The organism is Isoptericola sp. NPDC019482 (assembly GCF_040632295.1).
GTDB lineage: Bacteria > Actinomycetota > Actinomycetes > Actinomycetales > Cellulomonadaceae > Isoptericola.
In genome coordinates this window covers 1-26,814 of the sequence record NZ_JBEYBQ010000018.1, presented here as the reverse complement: position 1 = coordinate 26,814, position 26,814 = coordinate 1, and the positions used below count along the sequence as shown (strand labels likewise).

23 protein-coding genes and 1 riboswitch are annotated in these 26,814 nt (G+C 69.9%); of the genes, 11 read left to right on the top strand and 12 right to left on the bottom strand.

Features of this window, described 5'->3' with window-relative positions; genetic code table 11:
- Positions 1-26 precede the first annotated feature (26 nt).
- The 4 genes from nrdE to ABZ493_RS13120 all read left to right on the top strand — a co-directional run bounded on the left by nrdE (position 27) and on the right by ABZ493_RS13120 (position 5,173).
- Positions 27-2,153, top strand: coding sequence for a class 1b ribonucleoside-diphosphate reductase subunit alpha (gene nrdE / locus ABZ493_RS13135; protein ID WP_430582645.1), 2,127 nt, complete (start codon positions 27-29; stop codon positions 2,151-2,153).
- A 41-nt stretch (positions 2,154-2,194) separates the two neighbouring features.
- On the top strand, positions 2,195-3,175 hold the full coding sequence (gene nrdF / locus ABZ493_RS13130; protein WP_430582592.1) for a class 1b ribonucleoside-diphosphate reductase subunit beta: 981 nt from the start codon (positions 2,195-2,197) through the stop codon (positions 3,173-3,175).
- 365 nt (positions 3,176-3,540) lie between these two features.
- Complete coding sequence (locus tag ABZ493_RS13125; RefSeq protein ID WP_344244759.1) at positions 3,541-4,794, top strand: tyrosine-type recombinase/integrase; 1,254 nt, start codon at positions 3,541-3,543, stop codon at positions 4,792-4,794.
- A gap of 163 nt (positions 4,795-4,957) precedes the next feature.
- The gene (locus tag ABZ493_RS13120; protein ID WP_344244757.1) at positions 4,958-5,173 is read left to right on the top strand and encodes a helix-turn-helix domain-containing protein; all 216 of its coding nucleotides are present in this window, start codon (positions 4,958-4,960) and stop codon (positions 5,171-5,173) included.
- A 439-nt stretch (positions 5,174-5,612) separates the two neighbouring features.
- Here ABZ493_RS13120 and ABZ493_RS13115 read toward each other — a convergent pair whose 3' ends face one another.
- Positions 5,613-5,993 carry an ArsR/SmtB family transcription factor gene (locus ABZ493_RS13115; protein WP_344244755.1) on the bottom strand — a complete coding sequence of 127 codons (381 nt, stop codon included), beginning with the start codon at positions 5,991-5,993 and terminating at the stop codon, positions 5,613-5,615.
- An 83-nt stretch (positions 5,994-6,076) separates the two neighbouring features.
- Between ABZ493_RS13115 and ABZ493_RS13110 the strand changes: the two genes are divergently transcribed.
- The 4 genes from ABZ493_RS13110 to ABZ493_RS13095 all read left to right on the top strand — a co-directional run bounded on the left by ABZ493_RS13110 (position 6,077) and on the right by ABZ493_RS13095 (position 9,156).
- Positions 6,077-7,495 carry an FAD-dependent oxidoreductase gene (locus tag ABZ493_RS13110; protein ID WP_344244753.1) on the top strand — a complete coding sequence of 473 codons (1,419 nt, stop codon included), beginning with the start codon at positions 6,077-6,079 and terminating at the stop codon, positions 7,493-7,495.
- Entirely contained in the window at positions 7,492-7,992 is a 501-nt protein-coding gene (locus ABZ493_RS13105) for a GNAT family N-acetyltransferase (RefSeq protein WP_344244751.1), read from the top strand. The genes ABZ493_RS13110 and ABZ493_RS13105 overlap by 4 nt, the downstream gene beginning before the upstream one ends.
- A gap of 154 nt (positions 7,993-8,146) precedes the next feature.
- Positions 8,147-8,503, top strand: coding sequence for a Cd(II)/Pb(II)-sensing metalloregulatory transcriptional regulator CmtR (locus ABZ493_RS13100; protein ID WP_111251531.1), 357 nt, complete (start codon positions 8,147-8,149; stop codon positions 8,501-8,503).
- Positions 8,500-9,156, top strand: a complete 657-nt coding sequence (locus ABZ493_RS13095; RefSeq protein WP_344244747.1) for a cation transporter — start codon at positions 8,500-8,502, stop codon at positions 9,154-9,156. The genes ABZ493_RS13100 and ABZ493_RS13095 overlap by 4 nt, the downstream gene beginning before the upstream one ends.
- Positions 9,157-9,263: 107 nt before the next feature.
- Here ABZ493_RS13095 and ABZ493_RS13090 read toward each other — a convergent pair whose 3' ends face one another.
- The 4 genes from ABZ493_RS13090 to trxB are packed head-to-tail and all read right to left on the bottom strand — an operon-like array spanning position 9,264 to position 12,917.
- On the bottom strand, positions 9,264-9,704 hold the full coding sequence (locus ABZ493_RS13090; protein WP_430582591.1) for an arsenate reductase ArsC: 441 nt from the start codon (positions 9,702-9,704) through the stop codon (positions 9,264-9,266).
- Between the two features lie 23 nt (positions 9,705-9,727).
- Complete coding sequence (locus ABZ493_RS13085) at positions 9,728-10,777, bottom strand: metalloregulator ArsR/SmtB family transcription factor (RefSeq protein ID WP_430582590.1); 1,050 nt, start codon at positions 10,775-10,777, stop codon at positions 9,728-9,730.
- Positions 10,774-11,892, bottom strand: coding sequence for an ACR3 family arsenite efflux transporter (gene arsB / locus ABZ493_RS13080; protein ID WP_344244741.1), 1,119 nt, complete (start codon positions 11,890-11,892; stop codon positions 10,774-10,776). Before arsB ends, ABZ493_RS13085 begins: the two co-directional genes overlap by 4 nt.
- Positions 11,889-12,917 (bottom strand): thioredoxin-disulfide reductase, encoded by a 1,029-nt coding sequence (gene trxB, locus ABZ493_RS13075; RefSeq protein WP_344244739.1) that lies wholly within the window; start codon positions 12,915-12,917, stop codon positions 11,889-11,891. Before trxB ends, arsB begins: the two co-directional genes overlap by 4 nt.
- A 335-nt stretch (positions 12,918-13,252) precedes the next feature.
- On the opposite strand from trxB, the gene ABZ493_RS13070 reads away from it, so the two are divergent.
- Positions 13,253-15,394: a heavy metal translocating P-type ATPase gene (locus ABZ493_RS13070; RefSeq protein WP_430582644.1), complete on the top strand. Its 2,142-nt coding sequence runs from the start codon at positions 13,253-13,255 to the stop codon at positions 15,392-15,394.
- 59 nt (positions 15,395-15,453) lie between these two features.
- On the opposite strand, the gene ABZ493_RS13065 is transcribed toward ABZ493_RS13070, so the two are convergent.
- From ABZ493_RS13065 to ABZ493_RS13040, 6 genes are all read right to left on the bottom strand, one after another.
- Entirely contained in the window at positions 15,454-16,347 is an 894-nt protein-coding gene (locus ABZ493_RS13065; RefSeq protein ID WP_344244737.1) for a M15 family metallopeptidase, read from the bottom strand.
- A 111-nt stretch (positions 16,348-16,458) separates the two neighbouring features.
- Entirely contained in the window at positions 16,459-17,280 is an 822-nt protein-coding gene (locus ABZ493_RS13060) for a C40 family peptidase (protein ID WP_430582589.1), read from the bottom strand.
- Positions 17,280-17,433: riboswitch (cyclic di-AMP (ydaO/yuaA leader) on the bottom strand. Its footprint overlaps the gene before it by 1 nt.
- A gap of 148 nt (positions 17,434-17,581) precedes the next feature.
- Positions 17,582-18,538 (bottom strand): F510_1955 family glycosylhydrolase, encoded by a 957-nt coding sequence (locus tag ABZ493_RS13055; protein ID WP_344244733.1) that lies wholly within the window; start codon positions 18,536-18,538, stop codon positions 17,582-17,584.
- A gap of 88 nt (positions 18,539-18,626) precedes the next feature.
- Positions 18,627-19,244 (bottom strand): DUF305 domain-containing protein, encoded by a 618-nt coding sequence (locus ABZ493_RS13050; RefSeq protein WP_344244731.1) that lies wholly within the window; start codon positions 19,242-19,244, stop codon positions 18,627-18,629.
- Between the two features lie 101 nt (positions 19,245-19,345).
- The gene (locus ABZ493_RS13045) at positions 19,346-19,795 is read right to left on the bottom strand and encodes a DUF6153 family protein (protein WP_344244729.1); all 450 of its coding nucleotides are present in this window, start codon (positions 19,793-19,795) and stop codon (positions 19,346-19,348) included.
- A 263-nt stretch (positions 19,796-20,058) separates the two neighbouring features.
- Positions 20,059-21,525, bottom strand: a complete 1,467-nt coding sequence (locus ABZ493_RS13040) for an MFS transporter (protein WP_344244727.1) — start codon at positions 21,523-21,525, stop codon at positions 20,059-20,061.
- Between the two features lie 121 nt (positions 21,526-21,646).
- On the opposite strand from ABZ493_RS13040, the gene ABZ493_RS13035 reads away from it, so the two are divergent.
- On the top strand, positions 21,647-21,958 hold the full coding sequence (locus tag ABZ493_RS13035) for a hypothetical protein (protein ID WP_344244725.1): 312 nt from the start codon (positions 21,647-21,649) through the stop codon (positions 21,956-21,958).
- Positions 21,959-21,992: 34 nt separating this feature from the next.
- Here ABZ493_RS13035 and ABZ493_RS13030 read toward each other — a convergent pair whose 3' ends face one another.
- Positions 21,993-22,502: a hypothetical protein gene (locus ABZ493_RS13030; protein WP_344244723.1), complete on the bottom strand. Its 510-nt coding sequence runs from the start codon at positions 22,500-22,502 to the stop codon at positions 21,993-21,995.
- Between the two features lie 280 nt (positions 22,503-22,782).
- Between ABZ493_RS13030 and mobF the strand changes: the two genes are divergently transcribed.
- Positions 22,783-26,325: a MobF family relaxase gene (gene mobF, locus ABZ493_RS13025; RefSeq protein ID WP_430582588.1), complete on the top strand. Its 3,543-nt coding sequence runs from the start codon at positions 22,783-22,785 to the stop codon at positions 26,323-26,325.
- Positions 26,326-26,814: the final 489 nt, after the last annotated feature.

Below are 26,814 nucleotides of genomic sequence, written 5' to 3'. Positions count from 1 at the left end.
CCCCCGAGGTCGCGGGGGCCACCCCGGTGCCGCTGCAGGGCGTGCAGCTGGACTACCACGCGCTCAACGCGATGCTGAACCTGTACGGCGCGGACGGCCAGATCCAGTTCGAGAAGGACCGCGAGGCCACCACGGCCTACTTCGAGCAGCACGTGGTGCCGAACACGATCCAGTTCGAGACCCTCGACGCGAAGCTCGACTACCTCCTCGAGAACAAGTACTACGACCCGGCGGTCCTCGAGAAGTACTCGCGCACCTTCGTCAAGGAACTGTTCCGGCTCGCGTACTCGAAGGACTTCCAGTTCGAGTCGTTCCTCGGCGCGTTCAAGTACTACACGTCGTACACGCTGAAGACGTTCGACGGGAAGAAGTACCTCGAGCGCTTCGAGGACCGCGTCTCGATGGTGGCCCTCGGCCTGGCCGACGGCGACGAGCAGGTCGCGCGCGACGTCGTCGAGGAGGTCGTCTCCGGACGGTTCCAGCCCGCGACGCCGACGTTCCTCAACGTGGGCAAGGCGCAGCGCGGTGAGCCCGTGTCCTGCTTCCTGCTGCGCATCGAGGACAACATGGAGTCGATCGCGCGCGGCATCAACTCCGCCCTGCAGCTGTCCAAGCGCGGCGGCGGCGTGGCCCTGCTGCTGAGCAACATCCGCGAGCACGGCGCCCCGATCAAGCACATCCAGAACCAGTCGTCCGGCGTCATCCCCGTGATGAAGCTGCTCGAGGACTCGTTCTCGTACGCGAACCAGCTCGGGGCGCGCCAGGGCGCGGGCGCGGTGTACCTGCACGCGCACCACCCGGACATCATGCGGTTCCTCGACACCAAGCGGGAGAACGCGGACGAGAAGATCCGCATCAAGACGCTCTCGCTCGGCGTCGTCATCCCGGACGTGACGTTCGAGCTGGCGAAGACGAACGCGGACATGCACCTGTTCAGCCCGTACGACGTCGAGCGCGTCTACGGCAAGCCGTTCGCCGACATCTCCATCTCGGAGAAGTACGACGAGCTCGTCGCCGACGACCGCATCACGAAGACGACGATCAAGGCCCGCGACTTCTTCCAGACGATCGCGGAGCTGCAGTTCGAGTCCGGCTACCCGTACGTGATGTTCGAGGACACCGTGAACGCGGCGAACCCGATCAAGGGCCGCATCACGCACTCGAACCTCTGCTCGGAGATCCTGCAGGTCTCGACGCCGTCGACGTTCCACGAGGACCTGTCCTACGACCACGTCGGCCGGGACATCTCCTGCAACCTCGGCTCGCTGAACATCGCGAAGACGATGGACTCGCCGGACTTCGCGAAGACGATCGACACCGCGATCCGTGCGCTCACGGCCGTCTCGGACCAGACGAGCATCGAGTCGGTCCCGTCGATCCGCCGCGCGAACGAGCTCGGGCACGCCATCGGCCTCGGCCAGATGAACCTGCACGGGTACCTCGCGCGCGAGCGGATCTACTACGGCTCCGAGGAGGGCGTGGACTTCACGAACCTCTACTTCTACACGGTCGCGTACCACGCGATCGCGGCGTCGAACCGCCTCGCGATCGAGCGCGGCAAGGCGTTCGGCGGGTTCGAGGACTCCAAGTACGCCACGGGCGAGTACTTCGACAAGTACACCGACGGCGAGTGGAAGCCCGCCACGGAGCGCGTCGCGCAGCTCTTCGCCGACGCCGGCGTGGCGATCCCGACGCAGGACGACTGGCGTGCGCTCAAGGCCTCGGTCATGGAGCACGGCATCTACAACCAGAACCTCCAGGCCGTGCCGCCCACCGGGTCGATCAGCTACATCAACAACTCGACGTCGTCGATCCACCCGGTGCCCGCCAAGATCGAGATCCGCAAGGAGGGCAAGCTCGGTCGCGTGTACTACCCGGCGCCGTACATGACGAACGACAACCTGGACTACTACCAGGACGCGTACGAGATCGGCTACGAGAAGATCATCGACACCTACGCCGCCGCGACGCAGCACGTGGACCAGGGCCTGTCGCTGACGCTGTTCTTCCCCGACACGGTGACGACGCGCGACGTCAACCGCGCCCAGATCTACGCCTGGCGCAAGGGGATCAAGACGCTGTACTACATCCGTCTCCGGCAGATGGCCCTCGAGGGCACGGAGATCGAGGGCTGCGTCAGCTGCATGCTGTGACCGCGTCGAGCAACTATCAGGAATTCGGGGAAGAGACAGAGATGGCGCCCACGGGGAAGCTCAAGCTCATCGATCGCGTGAGCGCGATCAACTGGAACCGGCTGCAGGACGAGAAGGACCTCGAGGTCTGGGACCGCCTGGTCGGCAACTTCTGGCTGCCGGAGAAGGTGCCGGTGTCGAACGACATCCAGTCGTGGCACACGCTCACCGACGCCGAGCGGCTCATGACCACCCGCGTGTTCACCGGCCTCACGCTGCTGGACACCATCCAGGGCACGGTCGGCGCGGTGTCCCTCATCCCCGACGCGCTGACGCCGCACGAGGAGGCGGTGTACACCAACATCGCGTTCATGGAGTCGGTGCACGCCAAGAGCTACTCGTCGATCTTCTCTACACTGATCTCGACGCGGGAGATCGACGAGGCGTTCGCCTGGTCGGAGCAGAACCCCCACCTGCAGCGCAAGGCCGAGATCGTGCTCGACTACTACCGCGGCGACGACCCGCTGAAGCGCAAGGTCGCCTCGACGATGCTCGAGTCGTTCCTGTTCTACTCCGGCTTCTACGCGCCGATGTACTGGTCCAGCCGCGCCAAGCTCACGAACACGGCCGACCTCATCCGCCTCATCATCCGCGACGAGGCCGTGCACGGGTACTACATCGGCTACAAGTACCAGAAGGGCCTGGCGCAGGTCAGCCAGACCGAGCAGGACGAGCTCAAGGCCTACACCTTCGAGCTGCTCTTCGAGCTGTACGAGAACGAGGTGGAGTACACCGACGCCCTGTACGGCGACCTCGGCCTCACCGAGGACGTCAAGGCGTTCCTGCGGTACAACGCCAACAAGGCCCTGATGAACCTGGGCTACGAGGCGCTGTTCCCCAAGGAGGACACCGCCGTGAACCCGGCCATCCTCGCCGCGCTGTCGCCGAACGCCGACGAGAACCACGACTTCTTCTCCGGGTCGGGCTCGTCGTACGTCATCGGCAAGGCCGTGGCCACCGAGGACGACGACTGGGACTTCTGAGACCCGTCTCAGGCCCAGGTCGCCGAACCGGCTGATCAGAGGCCCGGACCCGCGGACTTCCGCAGGTCCGGGCCTCTTTGCGTGCCCACTCGCCGTGGACACCGGAGGTCGACGATGGACCCGAGAACCCAGTCGGAGTGGCACGCAGGTGGCACGCGCACACCTGTCAGACGAGAGCGAGGCGGCCCGACGAGCCGAACTGCGGTTCGCGGAGCTGCCGGGCTCGTGCCACAGCGTGCCAGAGGGCAGGCGTTCGACGGCCTGCGATCCGCGACATTCCGCGGGTTCCGACGGCCGACGCCGACTCGCCTCGTGCCGTGGCACGGCGTGGCACGAGGCCACAGCCTGGCCTGCGGGAGGGCGCGATGAGCACGACGACGAAGCGAGAGGCGTGGGGAAGCCTCCGCAAGCTGCCCTCCGGCCGGTGGCAGGTCCGCTACCCGGCGCCGGACGGTCGGACGTACACAGCAAGAACCGCTGACGACACGGGGCTGACGTTCCAGACGAAGACGGACGCGAGGGCCTGGCTCGCCGCGACCCAGACCCGCATCGCCCGCGGCGAGTGGGAGGCGCCGGCGGCGGCCGCGGCGCGTCGGAGGCTGGCGGAGGAGGCCGCGCGGGCACAAGCCATCGGCTTCCGTGAGTACGCCGAGAAATGGCTCACGATGATCCGGCAGACCCCCAACCGCAGCGGCAGGATGCGGGCCCCAGCGACGATCCGCGACTACAAGGGCAAGCTCGACCGATACCTCGTCCCCGAGTTCGGCGACACCCCGGTGCGATCGATCGATGCCGCACGGGTCATGCTGCTCAAGCAACGGTTGGACAAGATTCCGTCGGAGCTCAACACGAACTCGGGACGCAACGGCGTGACGCGACCAGTGCTCGTGGTGCTGATGATGATCCTGCGCCAGGCGGCACGGGAGGGGATCACCGCGGCGGCCCCGCTGGTCAGCATCCCCAGGCAGATGCCCGTCCGGCACGACGCCGGTCACGATCCGGGCGAAGACGTTGCGACCCCCGCGCAGGTCGAGGCGCTGTACCAGGCGACGCCGCAGCCGTGGCGGATCATGGTGATGCTCGCCGCATGGTGCCAGCTGCGGCGGGGCGAAGCGCTCGGACTCCAGCGCAGGGACATCCAGTGGCACGACGACGGAACCGCGACGCTGTCTGTCCGCCGCCAGCTCAACGCGAACACCGGAGACTACTCGGACCCGAAGAGCGAGGCAGGGAAGCGGTCGATGAGCGTCCCGAGAATCATGCGCGAACGCTTGGCCGAGCATCTTCGGGCCCATGTCGCAGCAGAAGCGAGGTCGCCGCTCGTTCCGGGCAGCCCCCGCAGCGCAATGCCACTCTCCAACACCAAATGGGGTTACGTCTGGGCAGAGGCGCGCGACGCGGTGTCCAGCCTGCCGGAGCGGTTTCGGTTCCATGACCTGCGGCACACCGGCCTGACGATCTTCGCCCAGGAGGGCGCGACGCTCGCCGAGCTGATGCGCCGTGGCGGCCACTCTGACATCCAAGTAGTCCTGCGATACCAGCACGCCACGATGGAACGGGACCGCGAGCTCGCCGATCGGATGAGTGATAGTGCCCTGACGAGGATCGCGAAGAGGTGACGCTGGTGCTTCCAGATTCGTCGGATCCGGTCCCAGGCGGTCGTCGATAGGCATACCGGACCGTGGCCGGAGTACCGGCAGGGAACACGGGGTGCCTTCTGGGCACGGCGGAACACCTGTGTCGTGACAACGCCGCAGTGGCGTCGCTGGAAGGAGAACGATCATGCGAACCACGAACACGGAGAACCGGTCGGGGCCGCGCGGGCATCTCGTGGCCCTCGCCGACGCGGCGGAGGAGTTCAGCGTGTCGGTGAAGACCATCCGCCGGCGCATCGCCGACGGAACCGTCACCGGGTACCGGGTGGGCAGACTCATCCGCGTCGACCTCGACGAGCTGCGCGACAGGCTGGCAATCACGATCCCGTCGGCGCGGCCGTAAGGCCGCCGACCTCATGAGCGATGACCGCGGGCGTCGCTCAGTGCGGCGCAGACGCACTTGCGCAGGTCGCACGGTGCCGGTGAGTCCGCGGCACCGTTGACTTCCCCGAAGAGGCCTCGCCCGGCGATCGTCAGACGCCGTCCCGTCGACGTCACGCCCCACGGCCTGGAGGACGCCGACCGCTCAGCGGTGCCGATTCGGCACCGCCGGGCCGTCTCCCGGAGGCGCGGGCGGGGCGAGGTGTCCATGGCTCGATGGTGGACACGGTGCGTTACCGCAAACGTACGGGGTAGCTACCCCGTACGGACCCCGTACGCACCGGTAGTGACGGCGTCGGCGCAGGCCAGGGTGCGTACGGGGATCGGCTCGGCGAAAACGTGCGCGGGCCCGGGCGAGGGTGTGTGCGCGGGGATCGGGGGGCCGCCGCGCGCACCGCCGGCTATGCCTGCGGCGCGACGATCCGGCCGAGCGTGGCCTGGAGCCCTCCGAGCGCGCCCGGCACCAGCGAGTAGTACGCCCAGCGCCCGCGCTGCTCGCGCTCGAGCAACCCCGCCTCGACAAGGATCTTGAGGTGGTGGCTGACCGTGGGCTGCGCGAGGCCGAGCGGGTCGGTCAGGTCGCAGACGCACACCTCGTGCCCCTCGTGCGCGGCGGCGATCGAGAGCAGCTGCACGCGGGCCGGGTCGGCGAGCGCCTTGAAGCGGCGGGCGACGTCGACGGCGGTCTCGTGGTCGACGGCGGAGTCGTCGGCGGGTCCGCAGCATGCGGCCGCCGGGGAGGACGACGACACGGGTTCGAGGGCCAGGTCCGTCACGGTCATGCCCCCATCTTGCCACGCATCGAAGAATGTGGATATGTTGTGGTCCGCAGTCATCGAAGTTCATCAATACGGGGGAGTGCGTGATGGTCGAGACGGTGCGAGCAGAGCTGCCGGTGGTCGTCATCGGCGCGGGCCCGGTGGGCCTGGCCGCGGCGGCGCACCTGCTGGAGCGAGGGCTGGAGCCGCTGGTGCTGGAGGCCGGCGAGCGGGCCGGCGCAGCGATGTCCTCGTGGGGGCACGTGCGCCTGTTCTCTCCGTGGCGGTACGACGTCGACGCCGCGGCGCGCCGTCTGCTGGAGCCCGCCGGCTGGACGTCGCCCGATCCCGACGCCCTGCCGACCGGGCGTGAGCTCGTCGAGGGCTACCTCGCTCCGCTGGCGGCGACGCCGGCGATCGCCTCGCGGCTGCGCACGGGCACGCGGGTGCTCGCGGTCGCGCGGGACGGGGCGGACAAGACGCGCTCGCTGGGCCGCGACCGCCGCGGCTACCGCGTGCGGACCGTCGGCGCGGACGGCCGCGTGACCGACGTCCTGGCGCGGGCGGTGATCGACGCGTCCGGCACGTTCTCGACGTCGAACCCGCTCGGCGTGAGCGGGCTGCCCGCGGCCGGGGAGCCCGACGCCGCGGCGTTCGTCACCGGCCCGCTGCCCGACGTGCTCGGCGCCGACCGCGACCGCTTCGCCGGGCGGCACACCCTCGTGGTCGGCATGGGTCACTCCGCGGCGAACACGCTGCTCAGCCTGGTGGAGCTGGCCGAGGCGACGCCGGGCACCACGATCACGTGGGCGATCCGCGGTGGCTCGGCCCGCCGGCTGTTCGGCGGTGGCACCGACGACGAGCTCCCCGCCCGCGGGCTGCTGGGCACGCGGCTCAAGGACGCCGTCGACGCCGGGCGGCTGCGGCTGCTCACCCGGGCCTCGATCGAGCAGCTCGTCCCCGGCGCGGGGTCGGTGCAGGTGCTCGGCACCGCCAAGGACGCGCCGCTCGCCCTGGAGGTGCACGCGATCGTCAACGCCACCGGCTTCCGCCCCGACCTGGGCATGCTGCGCGAGGTGCGGCTCGACCTCGACCCTGTCGTGGAGGCGCCGAGCGCGCTGGCGCCGCTCATCGACCCGAACCAGCACTCGTGCGGCACCGTGCCGCCGCACGGCGAGCAGGTGCTGTCCCACCCGGACGACGGCTTCTACCTCGTGGGCATGAAGTCCTACGGCCGCGCGCCGACGTTCCTCCTGGCCACCGGCTACGAGCAGGTACGCTCCGTCGCCGCCGCACTGGCCGGCGACCGGGCTGCGGCCGACGCCGTCGAGCTGAACCTTCCCGCCACCGGGGTGTGCTCCACGGACCTGGCGATGGAGGCGGACGGCGAGTCCGCCGCAGGGTCGTGCTGCGGGAGCGCTCCGGCCGAGCCGCAGCTCGTCACGCTCGGCGTCGGCGCCCCCGCGGGCGTCGGGTTCGCGTCGGGCATCGTGCACGGCCGCTCGGGCGACGGCGAGGACGTGTGAGCCTTACGGCGCGCGCCGCGACTCCCGCCGACACGGCGGGGGTCGCGGCCATCTATGACCACTACGTCCTGACCTCGACGGCGACGTTCGAGCTGGACCCGCCGGGACGCCCGTTGTGGGATGCGAAGCTCGACGCCGTCCGGGACGGCGGGTGGCCGTTCCTGGTCGCGGACTCGGGCGGCAACGTCGCGGGGTTCGCGTACGTCGGCCCGTGGCGACCGCGGCCCGCCTATGAGCACACGGTGGAGGACTCCATCTACCTCGACCCCGCGCACACGGGCCGCGGCGTCGGCACGCAGCTCATGGCGCGCCTCGTCGAGGAGGCGGGGCGGGCCGGCGCGCGCGAGGTGATCGCCGTCGTCGCGGACATGGACTCGCCCGCCTCCCTGTCGCTGCACCGGCGGGCCGGGTTCACCGACGCCGGCCGTCTCGAACGAGTCGGGCGCAAGTTCGACCGGTGGCTGGGCACCACGCTGCTGCAGAGGTCGCTCGTCTGAGCCTGCCGGTGCTCTTGTCGACGGCGCTGAGCTGCTCTCGGTTGTCGGGGAAGATCCGAAGCCGCGTGCCGCGTGCGTTACGAGGGTCGGGCGTTGTGCCCCCGACGACGGACACCTCGAGATATTAGGTCAGCGAGTGCTGTATGGTCAGCCCATGCTGACCATTGCCTCGCGTCTCGACGTGATGAACCGTCTCGGGCGTGCCATGGCCGACCCGACGCGCTCACGCATCCTGATGTCCCTGCTGCACGGACCGAGCTACCCGGCAGTGCTCGCGCGCGAGCTGGAGCTCACCCGCTCCAACGTCTCGAATCACCTGACGTGCCTGCGGGACTGCGGCATCGTGGTCGCCGAGCCGGAGGGCCGCCAGACGCGCTACGAGATCGCCGAGCCGCGCCTGGCGCGCGCGCTGGTGATGCTGATCGACGTGACCCTCGCCGTGGACGAGGACGCCCCGTGCATCGACGGCGGCTGCCCGACGCCCGAGTGCGCAGGAGCGTGCGTGCGATGAACACCACCCTCACCGAAGAGCGGAGGAAGCGCCTGCACCGGCGGGTGCGATTCATCGTCGCCTTCACGATCACCTACAACGTGATCGAGGCCGTCATCGCGATCACGGCCGGCGCGCAGGCGTCCTCAGCCGCGCTGATCGGGTTCGGCCTGGACTCGGTCATCGAGGTCGCCTCGGCCGCTGCGGTCGCCTGGCAGTTCACCCGCAAGGACCCCGAACGATGGGAGAAGGCCACCGTCCGCGCCATCGCGATCGCATTCTTCGCCCTGGCCGCCTACGTCACTGTCGACGCCATCCTGAGCCTAACCGGCCAGGCGGACGTCGACCACAGCCCGCTCGGGATCGGCATCGCCGTCGCGAGCCTGATCATCATGCCGGTCCTGGCCTGGTTCGAGTTCCGCACCGGCCGCGAGCTCGGGTCGCGCAGCGTCCAGGCCGACGCGAAGCAGCTCCTGCTGTGCATCTACCTGTCCGGCACGGTGCTGATCGGACTGCTCGCGAACTCGCTGTTCGGGTGGATGTGGGCCGACTCCGTCGCCGCGCTGGTCGTCGCCGTCCTGGCGATCCGCGAGGGTGTCGAAGCCTGGCGAGGCGACGTCGAGTCGCCATTCGAAGTCCTCGAGGAACTGGCCGAAGAGGACGACGCTCACTGAGCGGACCCGCGGGTCGGACACATCGACGACGGACCTGCCTGGCTCAACACAGATGCCGGCCACACCCTCAGGGTGTGGCCGGCATCCTCGTCCTACGAGCTAGCAGCTCACGCCGTGGGCAGGGCGACGGGCTCGACGTCGAGCGAGGCGAGCAGGCCGCGCACGCGGCGCTCGATCTCGTCGCGGATGGGCCGCACGGCCTCGATGCCCTGGCCGGCGGGGTCGTCGAGCTGCCAGTCTTCGTAGCGCTTGCCGGGGAAGATCGGGCAGGCGTCGCCGCAGCCCATGGTGATCACGACGTCGGACGCCTGGACGGCGTCGGTGGTGAGCACCTTGGGCTGCTCGGCGGTGATGTCGACGCCGACCTCGGCCATGGCCTCGACGGCGACGGGGTTGATGCGGTCGGCGGGCATGGAACCGGCGGAGCGGACCTCGACGGCGCCGCCGGACAGGGCGCGTAGGAGCCCGGCGGCCATCTGGGAGCGGCCGGCGTTGTGCACGCAGACGAACAGGGCGGACGGCTTCGTGGTGGTGGTGGTGTCGGTCACGGTGGTCTCCGAGGTTCGGTCGTTCACGGGGTGGGAAGGTCGAGTTCGGGCAGCAGGTCGGCGAGCAGGGCGCGCACGCGGGTGTCGAGCTCGTCGCGGATGGCCGCGACTCCGGCCGGGGAGGCCAGGGCAGGGTCGCCGACGAGCCAGTCCTCGTACCGCTTGCCGGGCAGGACCGGGCACACGTCGCCGCAGCCCATGGTGATCACGACGTCGGCGGCGCGGACGGCGTCGTCGGTCAGCGGCTTGGGGAACGGCTCGTCGGTGCCCAGGGCGGCGAGCTCCGGGCGCACGGCGGGGTGGACGTCCGCCGCAGGCGTCGATCCGGCGGAGCGGACGACGACGCGGTCGCCGGCGTAGTGCCGTACGAGCGCGGCGGCGAGCTGGGAGCGGCCGGCGTTCGCGACGCACACGAACAGCACCTGCGGAGAGGTCGCAGCGCCGGCGTCGGCATTCCGGGATGCCTCGCGGGTCAGGTCGGCCAGGCGCTGGCGGACGAACCGGTCGGTGAGGGTGAGCAGGTGCGCCGAGACCTTCGCCGAGCGGGCCAGCGCCGTGTACGACTCGCGCACCGTGCGCAGCACAATGTCGCGGGCCAGGTCGGGATGCGTGGCCGCGAGGTCGGCGGCGAGCCGGTCCAGGGCGGCGTCGGCATCCTCGAGCCCGGTCAGGTGCGGGCGGGGGCCCAGGGCGTCCAGCGCTGCGGGCGCGAACGACTCGAGCAGGGTGCTGATCGCGGACTTGTAGCCGGGGGTGATGCGGTACCAGACCCAGGTGCCGCGCCGCTCGGAGGCGAGCACCCCGACGTCGCGCAGCACCTTGAGGTGGTGGCTCACCGTGGGCTGGGACACGTCGGTCAACTCGGCCAGGTCGCACACGCACGCCTCGCCGGCGGGCGCGGTGGCGATGAAGGACAGCATCCGCAGCCGCAGCGGCTCGGCCAGCGCCTTGAGCGTGGCGGCGACTGCGCCTGCGGCCTCGGTGCCGATCGCGTGGGCCTCGATGCGGGGCCCGCAGTCCGAGTCGCGCACCGTCAGCGGCACGCGCTCCTCGGTGGTGTCGGTGGTGGTCATGACCTCACCTCGTCCAGCTCTCGTGCGGGCGGCTCGATGGCGTAGGGGTCGACGGCGAACCAGCGCCGGGCGACCCACAGGGACACGTAGACCAGGCCCACCAGGACCGGGACCTCGATGAGCGGCCCGACGACGCCGGCCAGGGCCTCGCCGGAGGTGGCGCCGAAGGTGCCGATCGCCACGGCGATCGCGAGCTCGAAGTTGTTGCCCGCCGCGGTAAACGCCAGCGTGGTCGTGCGGGCATAGCCGAGACCGAGGAACTTGCCGAGCACCATGCCCAGGCCCCACATGACGGCGAAGTACACCAGCAGCGGCAGCGCGATGCGCACGACGTCGAGCGGGTTCGAGGTCACGGCCTCGCCCTGCAGGGCGAACAGCAGCACGATGGTGAACAGCAGCCCGTACAGGGCCCACGGGCCGATCTTCGGGACGAACCGCTCTTCGTACCAGTCGCGGCCCTTGGTCCGCTCGCCGATCCAGCGCGAGGCGAAGCCAGCCACCAGCGGGATGCCGAGGAAGACCAGCACGTTGAGCGCGATCTGCCCGATCGAGACGTCCAGTCCCTGGGTGTCGAGGCCGAGCCAGCCGGGCAGCACGGTCAGGTAGAAGTAGCCCAGCAGCGAGAACGCCACCACCTGGAAGACGGAGTTGATCGCCACCAGGACGGCGGCGGCCTCCCGGTCCCCGCACGCGAGGTCGTTCCAGATCACGACCATGGCGATGCAGCGGGCCAGGCCGACGATGATCAGGCCGGTGCGGTACTCGGGCAGGTCGGGCAGGAACGTCCAGGCCAGGGCGAACATCAGCGCCGGGCCGACGATCCAGTTCAGCAGCAGGGAGCTGACCAGCAGCTTCTTGTCGCCGGTGACCGAGGCGACCTTGTCGTAGCGGACCTTGGCCAGCACCGGGTACATCATCACCAGCAGCCCGAGTGCGATGGGGACGGAGATGCCACCGACCTCCATCGAGGCCAGCACGTCCGACAGGCCCGGGACGAAGCGGCCCACCAGCAGGCCACCGACCATGGCCAGGCCGATCCAGGCCGGCAGCCAGCGGTCCAGGGTGGACAAGCGGCGGGTCGCGTCCGCACGGGCGGTCGTCGTGTCGGCGCTCACCGAGCCGCCTCCCGCGCGTCGGCGTCAGCGAGGGCGGCCGGAAGACCGCTGGGGTTTGGGGCCGCAGGGGTGCCAGCGCCCTCGGCGTCGGCCAGCCCGGTGAGGAAGGCCTGGGCGTCGAGCGCGGCGGAGCAGCCGGAACCGGCGGCGGTGATGGCCTGGCGGTAGGTGTGGTCGACCGCGTCACCGCAGGCGAAGACGCCGGGCAGGTTGGTGCGGGTCGAGCGGCCCTCGACGAGGATGTAGCCCTCGTTGTCCAGGTCGATCTGGCCCTTGACGAGGTCGGTGCGCGGGTCGTGACCGATCGCGACGAACAGGCCGGTGGTGTCGAGCTCGCGCTGCTCGCCGGTCACGGTGTCGCGCAGGGTGATCCCGCTGACCTTGGAGTCGCCCGCGATGCCGACGACCTCGCTGTTCCAGGCGAACTCGATCTTCGGGTCGGCCTGGGCGCGGTCGGCCATGATCTTGGAGGCCCGCAGCGAGTCGCGCCGGTGCACGATCGTCACCTTCGAGGCGAAGCGCGTGAGGAAGGTGGCCTCCTCCATCGCGGAGTCCCCGCCGCCGACGACGGCGATGTGCTGGTCGCGGAAGAAGAACCCGTCGCAGGTGGCGCACCACGACACGCCCCTGCCGGACAGCTGCTTCTCCTCGGGCAGGCCGAGCTCGCGGTACGCGGAGCCGGTCGCGAGGATGACGGCGCGGGCCTTGAAGGTCTCGCCGCCGCCCGTGACGACCGTCTTGACGTCGCCGGTCAGCTCGACGCTCTCCGCGTCGTCCCACAGCACGCGGGCGCCGAACTTCTCGGCCTGCTCGCGCATGGCCTCCATGAGGTCGGGACCCTGGATGCCGGTGGGGAAGCCGGGGAAGTTCTCCACCTCGGTGGTGTTCATGAGGGCTCCGCCCGCGGTGACGGAGCCCGCGATCACGACGGGTGCCAGACCGGCACGCGCGGCGTAGACGGCCGCGGTGTAGCCGGCCGGGCCGGACCCGACGATGACAACCTCGTGGACCTGCTGTATCGACATGCCTCTATATTGACATGGACCGATGCAGCCTGTCACACCCCTGTCAGAGCCGACCGGTTCTGAGGCGCTGGCAAGCCGTCACCAGACGTTGCGGGCCCACTCATACCGGGGAAGGGTATGCAGAGGCATGAGGAAGGAATCAGATGGCTACCCGCCGTTCGCACCACGAACCTGAACGCCCACCTGCTGGCGATGCCGATGGCAGCCAGGGGGAACCTGTCCGTCACGTCCAGGCCTCGCGTGGGACTCACTCAGATCATGGTGCGCCTCGTGAGGGTCGCGGTCCTTCTGGTCACGATGACGGAGAGCTCGATCATCAGGGGCACGCTGTCCATCTGGGTAACGAGCGCCACGAAGGCGATCACGCCGGCCACACCGGCCACACCGGCCACACCGGCCACACCGGCCACACCGGCCACACCGGCCACGCGGGACATGGCGCGGACCATGTGGCGATGTTCCGGCGGTTGTTCTGGATCATGCTCCTGATGGCCGTGCCGACCGTGCTGCTCAGCGATATGTTCGCGGGCCTGCTGAGGTACGACCTGCCGGACGTCGCGGGCCTGGCGGTCGTGTCGCCCCTGCTGGGCACGGTGATCTACCTGTGGGGTGGTTGGCCGTTCCTGACCGGCGCGGTCTCGGAGGTTCGAGCGCGCAAGCCCGGAATGATGCTCTTGATCGGGATGGCGATCACTGTCGCGTTCGTGGCCTCGTGGGGCGCGACCCTGGGGGTTCTCTCGCACGAGCTGGACTTCTGGTGGGAGCTGGCGCTGCTGGTGGTGATCATGCTGCTGGGCCACTGGCTGGAGATGCGATCCCTCGCACAGACGTCCTCGGCGCTGGATTCCTTGGCAGCACTCTTGCCGGACGAGGCGGAGAAGGTCAGCGGCGACCAGGTGGTCAAGATCGCGCCGGCACAGCTGGAGCTCGACGACGTCGTGATCGTCAGGCCCGGCGGTCGGGTGCCCGCCGACGGCGACGTCGTCGAGGGTAGTGCCAGCGTGGACGAGTCGATGATCACTGGAGAATCACGGCCGGTGTTGCGTGAGGTCGGGGACCCGGTCGTCGCGGGTACGGTCGCCACGGACAACGCGGTGCGTGTGCGCGTCACGGCGGTCGGCGAGGACACCGCCCTCGCGGGTATCCAGCGGCTGGTCTCCGAGGCGCAGTCCTCGACAACGCGCGCTCAGCTGTTGGCGGACAAGGCGGCGGGCTGGCTGTTCTGGTTCGCGCTGATCGCCGCGATCGTCACAGTCGTCGTGTGGAGCGTGGTCGGTAGCCCGGATCTGGCGGTGGTTCGGGCGATCACCGTGCTGGTGATCGCGTGCCCGCACGCCCTCGGGCTCGCGATCCCTCTGGTCGTGTCGATCTCGACCGAGCGCGCGGCGCGCGGCGGCGTGCTGGTCAAGGACCGCGGCGCCCTGGAGCGCATGCGAACGGTCGACGCCGTGCTGTTCGACAAGACCGGCACGCTGACCAAGGGTGAACCGGTGTTGCGCGGCATCGTGACTGTCGACGGCACGGAGGACGAGCTCGTCGCCCGAGCGGCCGCGGCCGAGTCCGACAGTCAGCATCCGCTGGCCCGGGCGATCCTGGACGCCGCCGAGAGGCGCGGTCTGGAGGTGCCGCAGGCGTCCGACTTCAGCGCTTCGACAGCTGTCGGTGTGTCCGCCACAGTCGGGGGTCGGACGGTTGCCGTCGGGGGGCCGAACCTGCTTGCCGAGCACGGAGCCGTCTCCCTCGCCCAGGCCGGCGAGTGGTCCGAGCAGGGATCCACGGTGCTGCACGTCTTGATCGACGGGCAGGTCGTGGGTGCCCTGGCGTTGGCGGACGAGGTGCGTCAGGAGTCTCGCGAGGCCGTGGACGCGCTGCATGCCCTCGGCGTCCACGTCGTCATGATCACCGGCGACGCTGAACCCGTGGCACGCAGCGTCGCCGCCGAGCTGGGCATCGACCAGGTCTTCGCCGGCGTGCGCCCCGAGAACAAGAGCGAGAAGGTCCTCGAGCTTCAACAGCAGGGCCGCACCGTGGCCATGGTCGGAGACGGTGTGAACGACGCCCCCGCTCTCGCTCAGGCGGATGTCGGGATCGCCATCGGCGCAGGCACCGACGTCGCCATCGCCTCGGCCGGAGTGATCCTGGCCTCGGACGATCCACGGTCGGTGCTGTCCGTCATCGAGCTGTCGCGCGCGGGGTATCGCAAGATGAAGCAGAACCTGTGGTGGGCCGCCGGGTACAACATCGCGGCCGTGCCTCTGGCAGCCGGTGTGCTGGCTCCCGTGGGCTTCGTCCTGCCCATGGAGGTGGGCGCCATCCTGATGTCGCTCTCGACGATCGTCGTCGCGGCAAATGCCCAGCTGCTGCGACGTCTCGACCTCACTCCTTCGGCGTCTGTCGCTGCCGCCTATCGGTCTGCGCCCCAGCGCACTCAGCCGTCCACACCGGGCGTCGACACCCGGCAGGTGCCCGCGTCGTGAGAGCGGGCGGGCGACCAGCCGCCATCTGGCCGGTCAGGTCGCCCGCCCGGGTGCATGCCTCAGGACTCGACCTGGGCGACTTCCTCAGTGAGCTCCCAGTGCCACGGCTCGTACTTCGAACCGCCCGGGCGCGCCCACGGGGGGTTGTCCCACCCGAAGGAAGGCGCGTTCTCGGCGAGCCACGACCAGCGTTCACCGGCATAGGTCTCCGGGCACAGATCGACCGCGAGTCCCCATCCGTGATTCGAGGTTCCGGGGGTGGCCGCGAGATAGCCCTTCGCAGCTTTCACGGCGACCTGCTGATCGTAGGAGCGGTAGCCGTCAGTGATGCACATCGGCTCGCCGAATCGCTCGGTGTAGGCCTCGTTCACCTCGGCCAGCGCTACGGCTGCGTCGGAGCGCACGTGCGTCTGTCCGTCCCAGAGGTCGCACAGCTCGCTCGAGGGCACCTGGCCGTTCGACCCGGTCCCGGTGGCCTCGCCGCTGCAACCGGCGAGGGCCGGTTCGGGTTCCGGCTCCGGTGCGGGCTCGGGTTCCGCCTTCGGCTCCGGAGCGGGTGCCGGAGTGATCTTCACGCGATCGACGCGTTCCTCGGCGCGCGAGATCTTCGCCGACCGGTCGACCACGATCGGCGGCGCGGCGGGGACTTCAGTGCGGGCCGCCGGGTCGGAGGTGGTCTCTTGTGTCGTCGTGCGTTCGATGGCGGAGGCCCGGCGGCTGCTGTCGTTGTCGGCGGTGGCCACGGTGAACGAGGTCGTGGCCGTCACGGCGATCGCGAGTCCGATGCCGGGGCCGAGGGGCAGGCGGCGGGCCGGGCGCAGGGTTCGCCGGCGGGCTGCGCGTGTGGCGGACGGCAGGAGGCTGGCGTGTCGTCCCTTGGAGTGGCGTTCGCTGCGGCTGGATGGCCTGCCGGAGGAATCGGCAGACGGGTTCTGGGTGTGGGCGTGCTTCATCTGAGTCCTTTTTGCGGCAGAGTGGTCGCGTGGCTCATGCGGGCAGACGTCGGTCTGCCCCACGTGCGCTCGACCCTGCGCGGCGCGAGCTCGTGCAGGGTCGAGCGATCGTCAACTCATCCGCAAGAAGGTCGGGTTGTCCTGCCAGATCGACCGGTACCGGACCGTCTTTCCGGGGACCGGAGCCTCGACCTGCATGTCACCGCCGGCGTAGATGGCGATGTGGCCGGGGCTCCAGATCAGGTCACCCGGCTGTGCTTCCTCGCGCGAGACGACCGTGCCAGCGTCGCGCTGGCCCGAGGAGGTCCGCGGGATGGAGATGCCCGCCTCGGCGTACACGTACGACGTGAACCCGGAGCAGTCGAAGCCGGATGGGGTCGACCCGCCCCACTGGTAGGGGACCCCGAGGTACTGCATCGCGATCTCCACGATCGCTGAACCGTTGGCCGCGTCCGGGATGTCGGGGGCCGCTTCCTGCGTGGGCCCTGCCTCGGCCGGTCCGGGGGCCGCGGCGGCGCGCTCAGCGGGCTGGCCGTCAGCGTCGGCTTCCGGGCCCGGAGCAACCTCCGGCTCCGGCGCGGGCTCGGGTTCCGGTTCGGGTGCGGGCGTGATCGTGCCCACCGCTGTCTTCTCCACGGTCAGGACGGCGTCAGCAGGCACCGCGACGGCAGGCGCCGCCGTCAGTGCCTGGCGGGCCTGGGCAGTGATGGCATCGAGCCCGGCCGCGCTCAGCGCCTTGCCGTGGTCGGTGGCAGTCTCGGCTCCAGCGGGAGCGCCGAGTGTCGAGACGAGCACTCCCGAGCCGGCCAGGGCCAGCGCCCCGCGGCGTGCGACGGTGCTCACGCTCGTTCCGGCAGCCCGCGTCAGCGTGGTCAGTGGGGTGATCGGGGCGCGAGCGGCGCGATGGCGCCCGCGAGGAATCGGTGAAGCCATGGTCATCTCCTGACGCCTGCGAGGTTAGCTGTCGGGTTCGGGTCGGAGACTGACCCGGCCGGCGGGAAGATCCCGTCCGGCTTCACCCCGAGGACGCCGCAGCGCCCGTGAGTGGGTCCCCCGTCCCTGTCATGACGTGTGCGTGTTGCCCAAAGCGGTGACAGGGCTCGGCGTCCGCTCGGGCGCCTCGCAGGGCTGCGAGGTGGGGAGAACATACCCCGCGTCGCCCCCAATGTCACGGATTGATAACAGTGCCGGAGGCAAGCGTCGGGGGCCGGCGTCGGCGCGCTCGTCCGCGGCCTCATGAGATCTCCACCAGCGACACCCATGTGGCACCAAGATCCGGGCTGGACATGATGCGCTTCTCGGTGGCGACTACCAGATTCGTTGTGGCATCGGGGCTTGGGGCGGTCGTCATGGCCTCGATCGCTCCGCCTGCGGCGGTGCCGTGCGACCGCCAGCCGGTGGCGGACGGTGTAGCCGTCCAAACGAGGCCGTTGGTGTCGATCCCGACGATGTCCCCGCTCGCTTGGGTGTCCACGAAGACCAGTAGCGGAGCATCCGCGAGCTTGGAGAAGGACCGGGCCCCGTCCTGGCTGATCTGCACACCATCGGGTGTCGTCGCGAGAATCTGGTCCGGATCGTCGGCGAGGAACGCCAGGTCGTGGGCCGGGATCGTCGCGCCGCGATCCCAGGTCTGGCCGGCGTCGTTGCTCAGGAACATGGTGGAGCTGGCCGAATCCAGGCCGGCGATGCGTTCCGCCCCTGAGTCACTGGTTGCGGTGAGGGCATGGAAGTCGACCTCGCCACCCAGGGACACCGACTCCCAGGTCTGGGCGCCGTCGGTGCTGCGGATGAGCCCGAGGTTCGGCGTGGCGAGGTCGGGTGCCTCGCCGGGGCCGGGATGGCCGGATGCCAGGAGGTCGCCGTCAGGGGCGAGCGTCATGCCCATCGTGTCCTGCATGCCGGAGCCGATGCGTTGCGGGGCGGCCTCGTCCCTCGCGGGCGGAGTGGTCGGGTCCGGCAATGCCCAGACCCCTGTGTGGGTGGCCGCGTACAGGGAACGGTCCTGCTCGTCGAAGACGAGGGCATGTAGGTGGGAGAAGTCGGCCCGGCTCAACGAGGTGCCGGAAGCCGTCGCCGCACCGCCCGACTGGGCCGGGGACGAGTCGCCCGGCGGCGTGGAGCAAGCGGTCAGGGTGAGCAGCAACACGACGGTCGCTGGGATGCGGGCGGGTATGCGGGCAGGGGAGATCATCACACGTCCTAGCGCGCTCGAGGATGGGAGGAGCGAACCGAGATGGTGCGCCGGCGTCGATGACGGCCGGCGCACCACCTCCTTCTGGTTACTTCTCGGACAGGAGCTCGTCCATCGTGGAGATCTCTGCCTGCTGGGTCTCGACGATGCGCTCTGCCATGGCGACCGCGTCCGAGTTCTCGCCCGCGTCCACCTCGGTCTGTGCCATCGCGACGGCGCCCTGGTGGTGGGAGATCATCTGCGACAGGAAGAGCCGGCCAGCCTCGGAGCCGCTGGCGTTCTCAAGGGCTTCCATGTCGTCGGCGCTCATCATCCCGTTCGTGGACCCGTGGTCCATCGAACCCATGGAGTCCATCGAGCCGGACTCGGGGACCGGTGCGCCCCACTGCTCGAGCCACTCGGTGAGCTGCTCGATCTCCGGGGCCTGGGCGTCCTTGATCTGGGCGGCGAGGTCCAAGATTCGCGGGTCGATCCCCGACTTGTCGGCGATCAGGTCCGACATCTCTACCGCCTGCTGGTGGTGCGGGATCATCATCTGCGCGAACTCGACGTCCGCATCGTTGAACGGCGCCGACTCGGCGGGCGACTGCTCCGCTGTCGGGCTCGACATGGTGGACATGTCGTGCGCGGGCTGCTGCGTGTTCGAGCACGCGCCGAGCACGGCCACGGCGGCGACCACGAGAGCAGGCGCAAGGGTGCGCTTCATCAAGGTAGGGCCTTTCTTGGGTAGATCCACTGCCGGACCATGGGTGGTCCGACATCGGCGAGTTCCGACGTGTCGAGGCTCGACACATCGGCTCAGGGGACCTACGTCCGAGAAATGCCCAGGGCATGCAGCGACGGGGCGCTGGAGAAGACCACGCGCGAAGGCGATGCGGTGCGAGGGCCAGCACGCGTCCAACCGACCACGAAAAACAGCCTGCGCACCGGAACCGTCAGCGTCAGCAGCACGACGAGCACCATCAGACACATCGCGGTCATCAACTCGTGTCCGCCACAGCTGTGGTCGCACGGCTGTGACGCGTCGCCTGAGTGATCGATCGCGCTCACCTCTTGCCCGTGCCCGGGGTCCGCCGGGTCGGCGTTCGCACCGGCGTCGACGTGCTTCGTCGCTACCGGCGCGCCGTGGGCGGTCGACGAGCCGCTCATCGCGTGCATCGTCACCACGCCGAGGACGAGCATGACGATCATGAGCGCAGCACCCAAGCGCCGCCGAGGATCGGCGAGCAGCGACTGGAGGGTGCGAAGCGCGTGCATGACGAGGTCCAGGCTAGCGAATCTCGAACAGCCCATCCGACACTCCGACGTTGCCCGGGACTTTGGTATCAGAGCCGTAGACCGCGATCGTGGCCCTGGGGTGATGCGTCGACGGTATTGCGCGGTGGGGGCCGAGACCCGGTGTCGACGTAGCCGGAACGACCAGGCGCGGAGCTGTTCGAGGCTTCAAGTGAAACTGACCGAGTCTGTGGTGCCTCGGAATCGGGTTCTGACGGTCTTGAAGCCTCCCGGGAGAGGCGCCCCTACTGTTGCTCCGCTGCGGTTGCCTGCTGACCTCGGAGAAGGGCGAGGGCGAGGACGGCGGCGGCGAGGAGCACACCGGAGGCGACCGTGAGGGCGGTGCTGTATCCGGCCACGAGTGCCTGGTCGGTAGCCAGCGCGGCGTTGGCTGGGCGTGCGGTGACGGTCGCTGCGATGCCGGCGAGGAGCGCGAGACCGATCGCGACGCCGATCTGCTGGGCGGAGTTGAGCAGGGCGGAGGCGATGCCGGCCTTGTCAGGGTCGACGCGGTAGACCGCGGCCTGGGTCAGGGTCAGGACGCCGAGGCCGAAGCCGAGTGCGAGGACGAACATCGCCGGGGCGAGGTGCAGCCAGTAGCCGGAGTCGACGGTGATCGTCGAGAACCAGAGCGCGGCCGCGGCGCCGAGCAGGGCACCGGTCGCGGCGACGTACCGCGGCGCGATGCGCAGCAGCAGCTTCGGCGCGATCCCGGCGCCGACGACGATGCCGAGCGCGAAGGGGAGCCAGGCCAGCCCGGTCTGCAGCGGGCTGTAGTGCTGGACCTGCTGCAGGTGCAGCGTGAGGACGTAGAAGGTGCCCATCGGACCGATCGCGAGCAGCAGCATGGTCACGTACGCGCCGGTGCGGTTGCGGTCGTGGAACAGGCTGAGCGGCAGCAGTGGGTTCCTGCTGCGGGCCTGGGTGAGGACGAACGCCGTCAGGAGCACGGCGGCGGCGGCCACGAGGGCGATGGCGACGGGGTCGCCGAGGCCGTCCTCACCGAACCGTGTGATCGCGTAGACGAGGGCGATCATGCCGGCGGTGCCGAGGACGGCGCCGAGGACGCCGAGGCGGCCGCGGTGGCGGTCGGCGGCCACGAGGGTGCGGCTGCCGAGCAGCACCAGGAGCCCGATCGGGACGTTGATGAAGAACACCCAGCGCCAGCCGAGCGTGTCGGTGAGGACGCCGCCGAGCAGCAGGCCCAGGATGATGCCGAGCCCGGACATCGCGCCGTAGAGCGAGAGTGCCTTGTCGCGCGTGGCGCGGTCGGAGAAGGTCGTGGCGATCAGGGCGAGGGCGTTCGGGGCGGCCATCGCGGCGCCGATGCCCTGCACCGCACGCGCGATGACGAGCATCGCCGTCGTCTGTCCGAAGCCGCCGGCCAGGGACGCGAGGACGAACAGCGCTATGCCGGCCTGCAGGGTGCGGCGCCGGCCCCACAGGTCCCCGACCCGGCCGCCGAGCAGCAGCAGTGCGCCGAACGCGAGGATGTAGGCGTTGACGACCCACGGCAGGTCGACGGCCTCGACGCCGAGCTCGGTCTGGATGCTCGGCAGTGCGATGTTCACGATCGAGTCGTCGAGCACCAGCATCAGTTGTGCGGTCGCGATCACCAGCAGGGCCACCAAGGCCCCCCGCTGGGACGTTGTCGTCTGGTTCTTGGCCACGCCGTCCTCCCGTTCGCGGCCCTCGGGCCGCGTCGTCGTCATGTGCCGGCTGCCCGTCCGGTCGGCCGGGGCGGCCCGACGACTATACCCCTGTGGGGTATATGCTCAGGAAGCCTCGCCCGCATCTGACGGTCGGGCACGTAGAACGAGAGAGGATGGCCCCGTGAAGGTTGAGCTTCTGGTAGTCGACGCATGCCCCAACGAGGTGCCCGCACGGGACGCGCTGCGCAAGGCGCTGGACCGGGCCGGCATCGACGCACCGATCGCGACCGTCGTCGTCCGCGACGACGACCAGGCCCAGGCTCGCGGCTTCCTCGGGTCGCCGTCGTTCCACCTCGACGGGCGAGACCTGTTCCCCGCCCCCTCGGCCAGCCCTGGTGTGGCGTGCCGCGTCTACCCCACGATCGCGGGACTGCGCGGCGTGCCCGAGGACGACGCGCTGGCCCTCGCCGTCGAGGCGCGCATCCGAGGTTGACCGCACTCAACGGGCGCCGGTCGAAGGTGCCGGCTCAGAGCCCTGCGCCGGTGCTGGGCGGAGGGCGATGTCGCCGTATCGCCCAGACCGTGATCGGTGCACCGATCGCTGCGGGCAGGATCCAGAACGACCAACCGGGTAGCCGCTCCCACACCGGCAGGTGTGGCCCGTTGTCGACGTAGAACGCGGTCAGCATCGCGACATACGCCAGGCCCATCCAAGCGATATGCACGCCGTCGCTCTCGCCGCGGCGCCGGTTGTGCCACCCGAGCAACACGGCGGCCAACGCGATCCCGCCGAGGACGGCCAGGTGCACCGTTGCGGGCCAGCGGATCACCACCATCACGACCATCGACCCGAAGAGAGCGACGACCCCACCCAGGAAGACGCGCCCCGCCGTGATGTGCCAGCGACCGCCCTTGCGGGCGAGCATCGCGACCAACCCCGCGAGCACCCCCGTCAGCCCCGCGGCCACGTGCACGAGCAGCGCGAGGTCGAACACCGGACCTGCGTCCGGCTCCGGCAACCCCGGGATATCGATCACGGTCGCCTCCGACCTCGAGCCCCATCCCAGCGTCCCACCGTCGCCAACCCCCAGGGTTGTGGGACAGTGCAAGACCGACCGATTCTGACGCCGCCCTTCCTCGGGCCCGACGCGCCGGCGACACGCCGCTCAAAAACCTGCTCTAAAACTCCGCGGCGTCGAAACCAACGGCGAACGTTTTGCCCCGCTGGCGGAGCGGTGATCCGGGATACCTCTCCCCGTACGCATCGTGTTCACACCTCTGGCACCCGAGGCGGGTCGAGTTCCACACCTGTCAGGTGTGACGGTTTCGCTGCGGGTGATCTCGGCCGGGCAGGGGTATTCCTACCTGCTGCGGTCGGTCGTGACCGGTGACGGGAACGAGCCGCAGGCTTCGGCGTTCACCCGATACTTCACAGAGGCGGGTACGCCGCCCGGGGTGTGGATGGGCCGCGGGGTCGAGCACCTGGGCGACAGCGCGCTTCGGCCAGGTATGACGGTGACACCGACGCAGCTGCAGGCGCTGCTCGGGCATGGTGCGGACCCGGTCACCGGTGAGCCGCTGGGCCGCCCGTTCCGGGAGTACCCGACGACGGCGGAGCGTGCTGCTCGCCGGGTTCGGAGAGTGGATCGGTCGCTGCCGGCGGCAGAGTTCGATGCCGAGGTGGGACGGATCCAGGCCCAGGAAGCAGCGCGCGGTAGCCAGACGGCGACGGCGGGGTTCGACCTGACCTTCTCGGTGCCGAAGTCGGTGTCGGTGCTGTGGGGGCTGGCAGATGCGACGACGCAGGAGCTGATCGTCGCGGCCCAGCACGACGCGGTCACGCAGGTGCTGGACTTTCTGGAGCGGGAGGTCGCCGCAACACGCACGGGTCGCGGGGGAGTGGCGCAGGTCCCGGTGGTGGGGGTGGCGGCGACGGCGTACGACCACTGGGACTCCAGAGCGAACGACCCGCAGCTGCACACCCACCTGGTGATCGCGAACAAGGTCAAGGCCGCCCACGACGGGCAATGGCGCACCCTGGACTCCCGCGCCCTGCACCACGCCGTCGTCGCGCTATCCGAGCACTACAACGCCGTCCTCGCCGACCGGCTCACCAACACCTTCGGCATCGGATGGGGGCGGCGCGACCGCGGCCCCGACCGCTCACCGAAGTGGGAGATCGCCGGCATCCCCGAGGAACTGCTCACGGAGTTCTCCTCCCGCAGCCGCGACATCGACGTCGCGACCGACCGACTGATCGCCGACTACACGACGATGCGTGGCCGTCGGCCCTCGCCGCGCACGATCGTGAAGCTGCGCGCGCAGGCGACCCTGGCCACGCGGCCGGAGAAGACCGTCCACTCGCTGGCGGACCTGACCGTCGACTGGCGACGCCGCGCTGAGCAGTTGATGCACAAGGACCCGACAGACTGGGCACGCAACCTCACCACCGGACGGACCGCCCATGTGCTGACCGCCGACGCCGTCCCGCTCGACGTCGTCGAGCAAGTTGCGGCCGAGGTGGTCGCAGCGGTGTCGCAGAAGCGGTCGACGTGGCAGCACTGGAACCTGTGGGCCGAGGCCTCGCGACGGACGATGCACCTGCGGTTCGCCACCGGCGAGGATCGCGAGCAGGTCGTCGCGATGATCACCGACGCCGCCACTCGACGGTCGATTCAGCTGACGCCGGCAGAGCTGGCGAGCAGCCCGGCGACACTGCGGCGCGAGGACGGTTCCAGCATGCTGCGACCGCGGCACGCCGATATCTACACCAGCGACGAGCAGTTGGGGATGGAGGATCGGCTCCTCACTCTCGCTGCGGACCGCGGCGGACCGAGAGCCGTGTCGAGCCGGCTGAACCGGAGCGCGAGCACCGGGCCGGGGGAGCCGCGACTCGACGCGGAGCAGGTCGAGGCTGTCAGCCGGATCCTGAACTCGGGCCGGCGGCTCGACCTCCTGGTCGGCCCCGCAGGAACTGGCAAGACCACCAGCATGCGGGCACTCCGCAACGCATGGGTGGCAGAGCACGGGACTGGCGCGGTGGTCGGGATGGCGCCGTCGGCCGCCGCATCGCAGGTGCTGGCGGAGGACCTTGGCATCCGCTGCGACAACACCGCCAAGTGGATCTACGACCATCGCCATGGCCGCGCGGACTTCGCACCAGGGCAACTCGTCATCGTCGACGAGGCCACGCTCGCATCGACGCGTGCTCTGGACACCATCGCGACCCGCGCCGCGCAGGTTGGCGCGAAGGTCGTCCTCGTCGGCGACCCGGCGCAGCTGCAGTCCGTCGACGCCGGCGGAGCGTTCGCCATGCTGGTCGGCGCCCACGGTGACGACGTGCCGCGGCTGACCGAGGTGCGCCGGTTCGCGCACGACTGGGAGAAGACGGCCTCGCTGCGCTTGCGTGACGGCGACACGGCCGTCATCGACCAGTACGAGGAGCACGGCCGGATCCGGGAGGGCAGCACCGACGAGATGACCGACGCTGCCTACGCCGCTTGGAGGTATGACACGGAGAGCGGCAGGGGGAGCATCCTGGTCACCGAGTCGGCTGAGAACGTCCGACGCCTCAATGCCCGTGCCCGTGCCGAACGCATCGGCCAGGGTCTCGTGTCTGCCGGGCGGGACGTCGCCCTGCGCGACGACGCCCGCGCATCGGCCGGCGACGTGATCATCACGCGCCTTAACGACCGCCGGCTGCGCACCAGACCACATGGTTGGGTGCGCAACGGCGACCGCTGGATCGTCACCCACGTCCGGCGCGATGGCGGCCTCGAGGTCAGTCCCGACGGTCGACGGCAGGGGATCGTGGTGCTGCCATCGAGCTACGTGGCCGACCACGTCGACCTCGGCTACGCGGTCACGGCTCACCGTGCGCAGGGACTGACCGTCGACACCGCGCACGTCGTCGTCTCGCCGTCGAGCACCCGCGAGAACCTCTACGTGTCCATGACCCGCGGGCGGCGCGCCAACACTGCCTACGTCGCCCTGGATACGCCGGACCCGCTGCACGCCACCCCGGCAGCCCCGGAAGTCACCGCGCGCAGCGTCCTGTTCGGGGTAGTGAACCACACCGGCGCCGAGCTCTCGGCGCACCAGGTGACTGAGACCGAACAGCACCGGTGGTCCAACATCGGTCAGCTCGCCGCCGAGTACGAGACCATCGCCACCGCCGCTCAGCGCGACCGGTGGACGCGACTCGTGCGACACGCCTTGCGCGACGCAGGTGGACTCACAGCGGCAGAGACCGAACAAGCGATCCAGTCCGAAGCGTTCGGAGTGCTTGCCACCGAGCTACGCCGAGCCGAGGCGTACGGCCACGACGTCGACGCGCTGCTGCCATGCGTCGTTGCTGATCGCAGCATGCTCGACGCCGACGACGTCGCCGCCATACTGACCGCTCGCCTGACCCGCGCCACCGAACGCCCGGCACGTCGCACGACGCCAGACCTCATCGCAGGCCTCATGCCCGCAGCCCGTGGCCCGCTGGATGACGACGTCTCACAGGCTCTCGCCGAGCGCCGATGCCTCATCGAAGCACGCGCCCGGACTCTCGCAGAGGCCGCCGTCGCTGACCGCGCGCCATGGGTACAAGCCGTCGGCTCTGTGCCGATGGGCGCCCGCGAATTCGAACTCTGGCTTGCCGCTCTATCAGCCGTCGCCGCCTACCGCGATCGATACACCATCGCGGGGCCGCAGCCACTGGGCACGGAGGCCGATTCGCATGCACAGGAGCGCGACCGCGGTCGAGTGGCAGAGGTACTGCGCCGGCTGAGGCTGACTGGTCAACGGCAGAGGGTCAGGACTGGCCACCGATCGAGCCGCACCATCGACGTCGTTGTCCAAGGTCACCAGTAGTTGCGCTTGCACCCCTGGAGGTGCGCTCGTCCTCGTCGAGTCGGTGCGTTCGTCGGTAGGTGCCAGCCGACCGCGCGGCGGCAGCAGGTGTCGATGGCGCACAGTGCCCCACAGCCAGCAGGAGAAGTGCGGCAGTAGATCGGTGGGCCCCTTGTCGGGCGATGAACTGCGCTGACGAGTCGTGCCACGCCCGAACGGTGCCGAGTACATTGGGGAACGTGCCCGTCCGACGGCGGAGCGCTAATCAATTGTGAGTGGCACGCAGATGGCACGTGACTGCGAAGTCGCGGGAAGATCCGCGGGAACTCGCGCCTCATGGCTCCTTCGGGTAAGAACTGGGACTTCTGATCCCTGCCGAGGTAGTACGAATCCGCCGAGGTAGTTCGAAGGGCGGCCCGCAGGTTCTGCGGGCCGCCCCTCCGGAGTGCGCCGCGGCCTGGGTTGAACCGCGCGGGCTGGGGACAAACAAGGGGGGCCGGCGGGGCGGGG

Coding starts and splice junctions, on each gene's coding strand:
- nrdF (WP_430582592.1), top strand. CDS start 2,195: ATGGCGCCCACGGGGAAGCTCAAGCTCATCGATCGCGTGAGCGCGATC.
- ABZ493_RS13125 (WP_344244759.1), top strand. CDS start 3,541: ATGAGCACGACGACGAAGCGAGAGGCGTGGGGAAGCCTCCGCAAGCTG.
- ABZ493_RS13120 (WP_344244757.1), top strand. CDS start 4,958: ATGCGAACCACGAACACGGAGAACCGGTCGGGGCCGCGCGGGCATCTC.
- ABZ493_RS13115 (WP_344244755.1), bottom strand. CDS start 5,993: ATGACCGTGACGGACCTGGCCCTCGAACCCGTGTCGTCGTCCTCCCCG.
- ABZ493_RS13110 (WP_344244753.1), top strand. CDS start 6,077: ATGGTCGAGACGGTGCGAGCAGAGCTGCCGGTGGTCGTCATCGGCGCG.
- ABZ493_RS13100 (WP_111251531.1), top strand. CDS start 8,147: ATGCTGACCATTGCCTCGCGTCTCGACGTGATGAACCGTCTCGGGCGT.
- ABZ493_RS13095 (WP_344244747.1), top strand. CDS start 8,500: ATGAACACCACCCTCACCGAAGAGCGGAGGAAGCGCCTGCACCGGCGG.
- ABZ493_RS13085 (WP_430582590.1), bottom strand. CDS start 10,777: ATGACCACCACCGACACCACCGAGGAGCGCGTGCCGCTGACGGTGCGC.
- trxB (WP_344244739.1), bottom strand. CDS start 12,917: ATGTCGATACAGCAGGTCCACGAGGTTGTCATCGTCGGGTCCGGCCCG.
- ABZ493_RS13065 (WP_344244737.1), bottom strand. CDS start 16,347: ATGAAGCACGCCCACACCCAGAACCCGTCTGCCGATTCCTCCGGCAGG.
- ABZ493_RS13060 (WP_430582589.1), bottom strand. CDS start 17,280: ATGGCTTCACCGATTCCTCGCGGGCGCCATCGCGCCGCTCGCGCCCCG.
- ABZ493_RS13055 (WP_344244733.1), bottom strand. CDS start 18,538: ATGATCTCCCCTGCCCGCATACCCGCCCGCATCCCAGCGACCGTCGTG.
- ABZ493_RS13050 (WP_344244731.1), bottom strand. CDS start 19,244: ATGAAGCGCACCCTTGCGCCTGCTCTCGTGGTCGCCGCCGTGGCCGTG.
- ABZ493_RS13045 (WP_344244729.1), bottom strand. CDS start 19,795: ATGCACGCGCTTCGCACCCTCCAGTCGCTGCTCGCCGATCCTCGGCGG.
- ABZ493_RS13040 (WP_344244727.1), bottom strand. CDS start 21,525: ATGACGACGACGCGGCCCGAGGGCCGCGAACGGGAGGACGGCGTGGCC.